Origin of the sequence: Pseudomonas sp. ok266 (genome assembly GCF_900110195.1) — a bacterium.
GTDB classification, from domain to species: Bacteria; Pseudomonadota; Gammaproteobacteria; order Pseudomonadales; family Pseudomonadaceae; genus Aquipseudomonas; species Aquipseudomonas neuropathica.
This window is the reverse complement of sequence record NZ_FOCU01000016.1, coordinates 1-11819: the sequence shown is the minus strand read 5'-3', so window position 1 is coordinate 11819 and position 11819 is coordinate 1. Positions and strand designations below refer to the sequence as shown.

General features: G+C 60.7%; 6 protein-coding genes. 1 reads left to right on the top strand and 5 read right to left on the bottom strand.

Going from position 1 to position 11819, the window contains the following annotated elements; all coding sequences use genetic code 11:
• Window position 1: 1 nt before the first annotated feature.
• The 5 genes from BMY54_RS26185 to BMY54_RS26165 all read right to left on the bottom strand — a co-directional run bounded on the left by BMY54_RS26185 (window position 2) and on the right by BMY54_RS26165 (window position 7059).
• Entirely contained in the window at window positions 2-862 is an 861-nt protein-coding gene (locus tag BMY54_RS26185; RefSeq protein ID WP_093440199.1) for an ABC transporter ATP-binding protein, read from the bottom strand.
• 22 nt (window positions 863-884) lie between these two features.
• Entirely contained in the window at window positions 885-1781 is an 897-nt protein-coding gene (locus BMY54_RS26180; protein ID WP_093440195.1) for a TauD/TfdA dioxygenase family protein, read from the bottom strand.
• Between the two features lie 377 nt (window positions 1782-2158).
• Window positions 2159-3526 (bottom strand): HlyD family type I secretion periplasmic adaptor subunit, encoded by a 1368-nt coding sequence (locus BMY54_RS26175; protein WP_093440190.1) that lies wholly within the window; start codon window positions 3524-3526, stop codon window positions 2159-2161.
• Window positions 3516-5672, bottom strand: coding sequence for a type I secretion system permease/ATPase (locus BMY54_RS26170; RefSeq protein WP_093440187.1), 2157 nt, complete (start codon window positions 5670-5672; stop codon window positions 3516-3518). The genes BMY54_RS26175 and BMY54_RS26170 overlap by 11 nt, the downstream gene beginning before the upstream one ends.
• A 34-nt stretch (window positions 5673-5706) precedes the next feature.
• Complete coding sequence (locus BMY54_RS26165) at window positions 5707-7059, bottom strand: TolC family outer membrane protein (protein WP_093440182.1); 1353 nt, start codon at window positions 7057-7059, stop codon at window positions 5707-5709.
• A gap of 360 nt (window positions 7060-7419) precedes the next feature.
• On the opposite strand from BMY54_RS26165, the gene BMY54_RS26160 reads away from it, so the two are divergent.
• Window positions 7420-11819, top strand: a 4400-nt coding sequence (locus tag BMY54_RS26160; protein ID WP_139213444.1) for a retention module-containing protein, incomplete at its 3' end; no start/stop codon positions are given.

Sequence of the window (11819 nt, the reverse complement as noted above, 5' to 3'; positions counted from 1 at the left end):
CTCAATAGGCGATGCGAATGTCGTTGAAGTCGTGGTCACGCTCGGTTTCCGGCGACTGGCCTTCGTCGAACAGCAGGCGATGAATACGCCGCGCCGATTCCTGAAACGCCACGCCACCGAGGCTGTGCAGATCGTATTGATGGCTGTGCACTTCGGCGCGCACTCGACCCGGATGCGGCGACAGCAGCAGGATGCGATTGCCGACCACCAATGCTTCTTCAATCGAGTGGGTGACGAACAGCAGGGTGAAGCGCACCTCTTCCCAGAGCAGCAGCAATTCTTCCTGCATCTTGCGTCGGGTCAGTGCATCGAGCGCGGCGAACGGTTCGTCCATCAAGAGGATTTTCGGCTGCATGGCCAACGCCCGGGCAATTGCCACCCGTGCTTTCATGCCGCCGGACAAGGTGTGTGGATAAGCATCGGTGAACGCCGCCAGCCCGACCTTTTCCAGATAGTGCAGCGCGCGTTCTTCAGCTTCTTTTTTCTTCAGCGTGCGCGAAGCGAGCAGTGGAAACATCACGTTCTGTTTGACAGTTTTCCACGGTGGCAGTTGGTCGAACTCCTGAAACACCACGATCCGGTCCGGCCCCGGCGCGTCGATGCGCTGGCCTTGCAGACGGATCTCGCCTTCGCACGGTTGAATAAACCCGGCGACCGCTTTGAGCAACGTCGATTTGCCGCAACCGGACGGGCCGAGCAGCACGTAGCGATCGGCCGGGTCGATTTCAAAACTGACCTGGTGGGTGGCACGCACCACGCGTTGCGGCGTGCGGTATTCGAGGCTGACGTGATCGACCGCCAGCAACGCGTCGCTGCGGGCGATCAGGTTGCTGGCCGCGTGGCCTGGCAAGGGAGCGTTCATGGCTTGATCAATCTCCGGCGAATCAGAAAGGCGCGTCGCCCTGAATGGTCGTGCGATACAGCTTGCGGCGCAGGTGCGCGGAGCAGCCGGCGGCGAGATGGATCAGCGAACGGTTGTCCCAGAACACCAGATCGTGGGGCTGCCACTGATGGCGGTAGATGTTTTGCGGCAGCACGCTGTGGGCGTAGAGCTCGGTCAGCAGCTGCTGGCTCTCGTCTTCGGGCAGGCCGACGATGCGCGTGGTGAACCCTTCGCTGACGAACAGCGCCTTGCGACCGTTCTCCGGATGCGTGCGCACCACCGGGTGCACCACTTCCGCGACCTGAGCCAGTTGCTCCGGGGTCAGGGTCGGGTGCCAGTTGCCTTCGAATTTGGTTTCGCTATAGCGGGCGGTGTAGGAATGCGCGGCCGAACGACCTTCAACAGCTTTGCGCAAGGCCTCGGGCAAGCTGTCCCAGGCTTTGTGCATGTCGGCGAACAACGTATCGCCGCCCTCGGAAGGCAGCTCTTGCGCATGCAGCATCGAGCCGAGACTTGGCAGCTCTTTATAGGAAAGGTCGGAGTGCCAGAACTTGCCAGCATCACCGAGGCCGATGTTCTGGCCGTTTTCGATGATGTTGGAAACGATGAGGATTTCCGGGTGGTTGGCCAACAGGAACTGCTTGAGCACATGGATCTGCAACACGCCGAAGCGGCGGCTGAAGTCGATCTGTTGCTGCGGGGTGATTTGCTGGTCGCGGAACACCACGACGTGGTGATCCAGATTCGCGCGATGGATGCGCGCAAAGTCCTGATCATTGATCGGTCGGGTGAGGTCGAGGCCGATGATCTCGGCGCCGACGGCACCGCTGAACGGTCGGATTTCAAAGGCTTGCGGCGCGGCGGTCGCGGCGCTTGGGGAAGCAGTAGCTGCGGACATCTTTCCATCTCCCACGCACGGCACGCTCACGGGCGCGCTCGTCGATCAGACACTCACGCTGGATTGCGTGTTGGTTCAGGTCGTGCGGCGCGCCGATTGGTCGGCAGGTACGCAGGGGGATGACTTTATAGCTATAAGAATTGGAAATTAAATACCGTTAATGAATAACGATATGGCGGAATGGACTGGATGGTGAGTGACGGTTTTTGTCACTTCCTGACAGATGCAGCGATCCGACTGACGCCTTCGCGAGCAAGCTCGCTCCCACAGTTGATCTTCAGTGGACACAAATTCTGTGTTCAAAAGAAATCCAAATGTGGGAGCGAGCCTGCTCCGGGCGGCGAACCGACGAAGAGGCCGGCAGCCGCGCTGAAGATCTAACGCTCGTGCAACGCCTCTGCCCGCGCACGAATGATCGGCTTGAGCAGATAACTCAACACCGACTTCTTGCCGGTGATGATGTCCACCGACGCGACCATCCCCGGAATGATCAGCAACGGCTTTTCATCGGTACCCAAGTGGCTGCGCTCGGTGCGCACCTTGATGATGTAGTAAGTGGTTTTCTTGTCTTCGTCGGTGATGGTGTCAGCGCCGATCTGCTCAAGCTTGGCTTTGAGCCCGCCGTAGATGGTGTAGTCGTAGGCAGTGAATTTAACGATCGCTTCCTGCCCCGGGTGCAGGAACGCGATGTCTTGCGGACGAATCTTGGCTTCGACCAGCAAGGTATCGTCCAGCGGGACGATTTCAACCATGTCGCTGCCCGGCTGGATCACGCCGCCGATGGTGTTGACCAGCAATTTGTTGACGATGCCGCGCACTGGCGATGTCACCAGCGTACGGCTGACGCGGTCTTCCAGGGCCTTGCCGGTCGCGCTGGCCTTGTTCAGGTCGGTGCGCGCCTCATTGAGTTGGGTCAGCGCTTCGCTGCGGAATTTGCCGCGCGTCTCGTCGATCTTGCGCTGCACTTCCTTGATCGCCGATTCGGCACGCGGGATGGCCAGCGTCGTTGCATCCAGCTGACCACGGGTTTCCACCTCGGCACGCTTCAGACGTAGCACTTCCACCGGGGACACCGCGCCCTGCGCCACCAGCGGCTCGGACATGTTGATTTCCTGACGCTGCAAGCCGAGTTGCTGACGATACTGCGCTTGCTTGGAGGCGAATTCGCGCAGCTCTTGCTGACGCTGAATCAACTGCTCCTGCAAACCGCCAATCTCGTCGTGCAGTTGCTGACGACGGCTGATGTACAGCGACTCTTCGCTTTTCGCCTGACCCGGCACGGCTTTGAGCACGTCATCGGGGAAATTCAGCGGACGGTCATCCACTTCGGCGCTGAGGCGTTCTACGCGCAGCAGCATCGACAGGCGATCGGCTTCGGTTTCGCCGACGTTGGAAGCAAATCGTGTGTCGTCGAGGCGAATCAGTGGTGCACCGGCTTCGACGATCTGGCCTTCCTTGACGAACAGCTCGGAGATGATCCCGCCTTCGAGGTTCTGGATTTTCTGGATCTTCGACGACGGAATCGCCTTGCCGTCGCCCTTGGTCACTTCGTCGATCACGGCGAAGTTGGCCCACAGCAGCAGGAAGATAAAGAAGCCGATGATCGCCCAGATGGTCAGACGCACGACGCGCGGGGCGTCTTCGATCAGCGCTTTGTTGACCTCCGGCAGCGGCTGGCCCTGCAGCGAGGCAGAGCCTTTGAAGTAGCGACGGATCGAATCCTTGAAACCCGACTTAAGCAACACTGATCTGCCCCTTCTTCAACGCTTCCATCACGGCGGCTTTCGGGCCATCGGCGAGAATCTGCCCACGGTCGACCACCAGCAGGCGATCCACCAGCGACAGCAGCGACGCCCGGTGCGTCACCAGCACCACGGTCTTGTTTTCTATCACTGCCGCGAGGCGTTGCTTGAGGCGTTCTTCACCGGTGTTGTCCATGGCGCTGGTCGGCTCGTCCATTAACAGGATCGGTGGATTGAGCAACAGCGCCCGGGCCAGTGCAACGTTCTGCCGTTGCCCGCCGGAGAGGTTCTGCCCGCGCTCGCCGACTTGCAGCTCGTAACCTTGTGGGTGCAGACGGGCGAATTCGTGTACGCCAGCCAGTTCGGCAGCTTGCAGGACAAGCTCGTCTTCGACATAACGCGCGCCGGAGACGAGGTTGTCACGCAGGGTGCCGGCCAGAAGTTGGATGTCTTGCGGCACATAACCGATGTTGTAGCGCAATTCGCTGACATCGATCTGGCGGATATCCACACCGTCGACCAACAAGGCGCCGTCATCCGGTTGATAGAGGCCGACCAGTAGTTTCGCCAGCGAACTCTTGCCCGAGCCGCTGCGGCCGATGATGCCGATCTTCTCGCCGGGACGGATCACCAGATTGATGTTTTTCAGCGCCGGGTTCTGTTGTTCCGGGTAGGTGAAGCTGAGCTGGCGGCACTCGATCGCGCCTTGCAGCACCTTGCGGCTCAGCGGGCGCTCTTCGAAATTGCGTTCTTGCGGCAGCTCCATCATCTGGTCGACCGAGGTCATGGTCACTCGCGCCTGCTGGTAACGCGTCAACAGACCGGACAGCGAGGCCAACGGGCTGAGGGCGCGGCCGCTAAGCATGTAGCAGGCAATCAGACCGCCCATGCTCAGGTTGCCGGCGATGATCTGGTAGACGCCGAAGACGATCATGATCACCCCGGCCAGTTGCTGGATCAGCAGGGTGATGTTCATCGCCAGACCGGAGAGCATTTTCACTCGCAGCTCGAGGCGGCTGAGGGTGCCGATGGTCTGTTCCCACTGGTATTGGCGTTCGCTCTCGGCGTTGTTGACCTTCACCGCGTCGAGGCCGGCGAGGGTTTCGATCAGGCTCGACTGGCGCTCGGCACCGAGGGCCATGGTGCGCTCCATGGTCGCCACCAGCGGTTTCTGCAACGCGTAGCCGATCAGCAAGGCAATCGGGAAGGCCAACACCGGAATCCACACCAGGTGCCCGCCGAGAATGGCGATGACAATAAAGATGAGGATGGTGAACGGCAGGTCGATCAGGCTGGTCAGGGTCAGCGAGGCGAGGAAGTCGCGCAGGCTCTGAAACTCATGGATGTTCTGCGCAAAACTGCCGACCCGCGCCGGGCGGTATTTCATCGCCATGCCAACAATGCGCTCGAACAGCGTCGCGGAGATGATCAGGTCGGTTTTCTTCCCGGCCAGGTCCAGGCACAGGCTGCGCAGGCTTTTGAGGACCAGGTCGAAGATATAGGCGCCGGTGATACCCAGCGCCAGAACCCACAGGGTCGCTTCGGCCTGGTTCGGCACCACGCGGTCGTAGACGTTCATCACGAACAGCGGCGCGGCCATGGCGATGATGTTGATCAGGAAGCTCGCGGCGATGGCATCGGCGTACAGCCAGCGCGAGCGCTTGAGGGTATCGCGGAACCACGAGCGGGCACGTGGAATCAGCGTGCCGTGGTTGACGTCGAATTTGTGTTGCGGCTGGGCGAAGAAGACTTTGCCGGTGTAATCGTCAGCGAGCAATTCGCGACTGACGATGGACTCGCCACCGTCGGTTTCGCTGAGCAACACCCGCGCTTCGTGGTCACCCTGCCAACCGAGCAGGACGGCGCTGCGGCCATCCTTGAGCAGCAACAAGGCCGGCATGGCGATCGCCGGAATTTCTTCCAGTTTGCGCTGCAGCACCCGACCTTGCAGGCCGGCGCGAGCCGCCGCGCGGGGCAGCAACTCGACACTCAGGCGTTGTTTGGGCAGCGGCAGGCCGGTGGTCAGCATCGCCGCGCTGGCGGGCTTCTGGTGCAGCATGCAAAGGGCGAGCAGACCGTCCAGTAAAGGATCGTCGTGCAACGCGCGTGGATCATGACTGAGTTGAACTCGACTGACTTCTGATTCCACGCTCGACACTCTTTGACAGTTGAAAAGGGATAACTCAATTCATCCCAGGCAGCTGGACCTTGGGCTTCACGTCGTTCTGCACAACGGATGCCAACGGTGCGACCACTCCCTGGCTTCTGAGCAACTCGCCCATGGTCGCCTTGATTCGGTACTGAGTAAATAACTGAATGTTTTTGATTTCCGCCAGACGCCGCGAAGCGGTGAACAACTCGTTTTCGCTGTCGAGCAAATCGAGCAGGGTCCGTTCGCCGAGGCTGAACTGACGCTGGTAGGCGGTGCGCACCGAGGTGCTGTGGTCGACATATTGCTGGGCGATCGGCACCTGCGCGTTGGCGTTGTTCAAGGCGTTCCAGGCCAGACCGAGTTCTTCGTTCAACTGGCGCAGGGCGTTGTTGCGGATGTCCAGCGCTTGGTTCGACAGGTACGACTTGGATTCCAGATCAGCCTTGTTGCTGCCACCGGAATACAGGTTGAAGCGCATGCGCAGCATCGCTTGCCATTCGTTGTTGTGACCGTTCTGGCCGTCGAGGTCGTTGTCGGCGGTACGGCCCAGTTCGGCGTCGAAACGTGGGTAGAAGGTCGACTTGGCGGTTTCGTACTGTTTCTCGGCAGCGGCGATATCGGACTCGGCCGAACGCAGGATCGGGCTGTTTTCCAGCATCTGCTGGCGCGCTTCATTGAGGTTGGCCGGCATCATCGCCATGAACGGTGCCGGCCGCTCCAGTTGATCAGGCATCTGGCCGACGGCGCTGAGGAAGTTGGTTTCCGAGTCGGCCAGATTGGTTTGCTCGGTGATCAGGTTGTTGCGAGCCTGGGCCATCCGCGCTTCGGCTTGATCGAGGTCGGCACCGCTGCCGACGCCGCGCTGGGTGCGCAACTGGATCTGGTCGTAGATGCGCTGATGGCTCTTGAGGTTGTCCTCGGCCAAGCGCACGAATTCGCGGCGGGTCAGCACATCCAGGTAGACCTGGGCGACGGTCAGCGCGGTGCGCTCGGAAGTGCCGAGCAACGAGTAGGCGCGGGAGTTGACGGTGGCTTGTTGACGCCCGACTTCGCTGGACGTCGCAAAACCGTCAAAGACCATTTGCGATAGACGTAAACTTGACTCGCTGCGGTTCAGGGTTTCCCAGTGGTTGCCGCCGCCATTGGCGCGGGTGGTGACGCTGTCGGTGCCTTCACGGCCATAACCGCCGAGCAGATCGACCTTCGGCAGGTATCCCCCTTTCGCCGCTCTTAATTGATAATCCGCAGCCAAACGACTGTTGACCCCTGCCTGGATTTCCGGATGGACATCCAGTGCCTGCTGCATGGCTTCTGGTAAGGATTGTGCTTGTACAAAAGAGGCGGCGAGGGCGAAGGGTACGGCGAAAAGCAGGGGCGAACGCATGATAGGAATTTCCCAGAACTTCTTGTCTTGAATCACAGCAAAACGTGGCGCTGCGTCGGATGATGGCAACCAGATTGACCGTATGTCGGAAAGTTCAAAACAGGAACTGGATCACACGCTAAAGGACAGGTCGCCGCGGAAATATCAATGTGACATTAGTGGGGCGATTGTTTAGGATGGCACCCAGAAGGTCAATAGTTTGGCATAAAGTTAATAGCGAAAGAATATAGCCAAATTATTGACGATTAGATGCGTCAAACTTGATTCGCAAAATTTAAAAGTACGTCCAGACTGAGTCGGCGCCAAAAGCCATCAGGTCTATGGAAGTCAACTGAACGTGACACCCCCGGAGAGTCTTCAATGAGCAGTGTTGTTGCCATCGTCAAAAGCATTGTCGGTCAGGTATTTGTAGTCTCCCCTGAGGGTGTACGTCGCGTACTCGTTGAAGGCGATCGCCTGTTCGTGGGTGACCAGATCGACACCGGCCTCTCCGGCGCCGTGTCGCTTGAATTGGCTGATGGCCGCACCCTCGATCTGGGCCGAGAAACCCAGTGGAGCGCCAACGCGCCTGACTCCAGCACTGACCTGGCCGAGGCCACTGCGCAGGCAGCGCCGTCGGTAGCCGAACTGCAGCAAGCCATCGCCGCCGGTGTCGACCCGACCACCGCCCTTGATGCCACCGCTGCCGGCCCAAGCGCTGCAGGCACTGGCGGTGCTGCCGGTGGTGGCCACAGCTTTGTAATGCTCGACGCCACCGCTGGCCGCGTTGACCCGACCATTGGCTTCCCGACCGCAGGCATCAACGCTGCCGGTCAAGCTGCGCAAAACATTACCGGCGGCCAGACCACCGACACCACCACCAACGCCCTGCGTGATTCGACCCTGAGCCTCAGCGCCACGCCGTCCATCACCGAAGCCGGCGGCGTGCTGGTGTACACCGCGACCCTGACCCAGGCGCCGCTGACCGACCTGACCATCACCCTGTCCAACGGCGCGGTGATTGTGATTCCAGCCGGTTCCACCACGGGCACCGTCAACGTGCCGCTGGCCCCGAACGACACCGTTTACAACGACCCGACCCAGATCGACGTGACCGTCACCGGCACCACCGGCGGCAATGGCATCACCGTGACCCCGCCGACCACTCCGGCCACGACCCAGGTCACTGACACCATCGACACCACCACCGTCACCCTGACGGCTGGGCCGAGTGTCACTGAAGGCGGGCAGATCACTTACACCGCGACCCTGACCAACCCGGCGCAAACCCCGGTGACCGTCACCCTGTCGAACGGCTCGACCATCACCATCGGCGCCGGCCAGACCAGCGGCACCGTCAACGTGCCGACCCCGGCCAACGACGTCTATAACAACGGCAGCACTGTCACCACGACGATTACCGGTGCCACTGGCGGCAACTTCGAAAACCTGGTGCCGAACCCGACGCCAGCGGTGACCACCATCACCGATTCGATCGACACCACTAATCTGACCCTGACCGCCACCGGCACAGTGGTCGAAGGCGGCCAGATCACCTACACCGCGACTCTGACCAACCCGGCGCAAACCCCGGTAACGGTCACCCTGTCGAACGGTTCGACCATCACCATTGACGCCGGCCAGACCACCGGCACCGTCAACGTGCCGACTGCGGCCAATGACGTCTACAACAATGGCGGCACCGTCAGCACCACCATTACCGGCGCTACTGGCGGCAATTTTGAAAGCCTGGTGCCGAACACTACGCCTGCGACCACCACCGTTACCGATTCGATCGACACCACCAGCGTGAGCCTTACCGCCACCGGTACGGTCGTCGAAGGCGGCCAGATCACTTACACCGCGACGCTGACCAATGCTGCGCAGACTCCGGTAACGATCACCCTGTCGAACGGCTCGACCATCACCATTGACGCCGGCCAGACCACCGGCACCGTCAACGTGCCGACAGCGGCCAACGACGTTTACAACAATGGCAGCACCGTCAGCACCACCATCACCGGTACTACCGGCGGCAACTTCGAAAATCTGGTGCCGAACACGACGCCAGCGACCACCACGATTACCGACTCGATCGACGACACCAACCTGTCGCTGACGGCAACCGGGACCGTGGCCGAAGGTGGTTCGATTGTTTACACCGCGACCCTGACCAATCCTGCCGGCACCCCAGTCACCGTGACCCTGAGCAATGGCTCGGTGATCACCATCGAGGCAGGCAAAACCACTGGCACCGTGACCGTTCCGGCGCCAGCCGATGACGTCTATAAAGACGCCGGCAAAGTTGAAGTGACCATCAAGGACGCTTCCGGCGGCAACTTCGAGAATCTGGTGCCAAGCACCGTTCCAGCCGTGACCGAAGTGACCGACACCATCGACACGTCGACCGTGAAACTGACGGCTGACACCTCGGTGCCTGAAGGCGGCACCGTCACTTACACCGCCACCGTCGGTGCGCCGGTGACTGGCTCGCCAGTGATCGTGACCCTGGCCAACGGTCAGAACATCACCATCGAAGTCGGTAAAACCAGCGGCACCGTGACCACCACCGCTCCTAACGATGCGTTGACCGGCAATGCGCCGCTGACCAACTCGATCACCGGTGTTTCCGGTGGTAATTACGAAGATCTGGTTGCCGACAAGACCCCGGTATCGACCACTGTTACCGATGTCGCCGACACCACCGACCTGTCGCTGAGCGCGACCGGTTCCGTGGCCGAGGGTGGTTCGATCGTTTACACCGCGACGCTGACCAATCCGGCCGGCACGCCCGTTACCGTGACCCTGAGCAACGGCTCGGTGATCACCATCGACGCGGGTAAAACCACTGGCACCGTGACTGTTCCGGCGCCAGCTGATGACGTTTACAAAGACGCCGGCAAAGTCGAAGTCACCATCAAGGATGTGTCTGGCGGTAATTTCGAGAATCTGGTGCCGAGCACCACGCCAGCCGTGACCGACGTCACTGACACCATCGATACGTCGACCGTAAAGCTGACGGCTGACACCTCGGTCGCTGAAGGTGGCACCGTCACCTATACCGCCACTGTCGGCGCTCCAGTGACCGGTTCGCCTGTGGTCGTGACTCTGGCCAATGGTCAGAACATCACCATTGAAGTCGGCAAAACAACCGGCACCGTGACGACCATTGCACCGAACGATGCGTTGACCGGCCACGCGCCGATTACCAATGCGATCACGGGCGTGAGCGGCGGCAATTACGAAGACCTCGTTGCCGACAAAACCCCGGTCAGCACCACCGTCACCGACACCACTGACACCACCGACCTGACGCTGAGCGCGACGGGCACCGTGGCTGAAGGCGGCCAGATCACTTACACCGCGACCCTGACCAATGCCGCAGGTTCGCCTGTTACCGTAACCCTGTCGAACGGTTCGGTGATCATCATCGAGGCGGGGAAAACCACTGGCACAGTGACCGTTCCGGCGCCCGCCGATGACGTCTACAAAGACGCCGGCAAAGTCGAAGTCACGATCAAGGACGCCACTGGCGGCAACTTCGAAAACCTGGTGCCGAGCACCGTTCCTGCCGTCACCGACGTGACCGATACCGTTGATACCTCGACGGTGAAACTGACCGCCACCGAGACGGCCGCTGAAGGTGGCACCGTCACCTATACCGCCACTGTCGGCGCGCCAGTCACCGGTTCGCCTGTGGTCGTGACTCTGGCCAATGGTCAGAACATCATCATTGAAGTCGGCAAAACCACCGGCACCGTGACCACCACTGCACCAAACGATGCGCTGACTGGCCACGCGCCGATCACCAACGCGATCACAGGCGTGAGCGGCGGCAACTACGAAGATCTGGTGGCTGACAAAACCCCGGTCAGCACCACGGTCACCGACACCACTGACACCACCAACCTGACCCTGAGCGCGACGGGCACCGTGGCTGAAGGCGGCCAGATCACTTACACCGCGACCCTGACGAATGCCGCAGGTTCGCCTGTTACCGTGACCCTGTCGAACGGCTCGGTGATCACCATCGAGGCCGGCAAAACCACTGGCACCGTGACCGTTGCAGCGCCCGTCGATGACGTCTACAAAGACGCCGGCAAAGTCGAAGTCACGATCAAGGACGCGACTGGCGGCAACTTCGAGAACCTGGTGCCAAGCACCGTTCCGGCTGTCACTGACGTAACCGATACCATCGACACCTCGACGGTCAAACTGACCGCCACCGAGACTGCCGCTGAAGGTGGCACCGTCACTTACACCGCCACTGTTGGCGCACCGGTGACCGGTTCGCCGGTGGTCGTGACTCTGGCCAACGGCCAGAACATCACCATTGAAGTCGGCAAAACCACCGGCACCGTGACCACCACCGCACCTAACGATGCGCTGACTGGCCACACGCCGCTGACCAACGCGATTACTGACGTGAGCGGTGGTAACTACGAGAACCTCGTTGCCGACAAGACCCCAGTTTCGACCACGGTCACTGACACCGTCGACACCACTGACCTCTCGCTCAGCGCCACCAACTCGGTCGCCGAGGGCGGTTCGATCATCTACACCGCGACGCTGACCAACCCGGCTGGCTCGCCGGTGACTGTGACCCTGTCGAACGGCTCGGTCATTACCATCGAGGCCGGTAAAACCACCGGCACCGTGACTGTCGCTGCGCCAGCCGATGACGTCTACAAAGACGCCGGCAAAGTCGAAGTCACCATCAAGGATGTGTCTGGCGGTAATTTCGAGAACCTGGTCCCGAGCACCACGCCAGCCGTTACCGA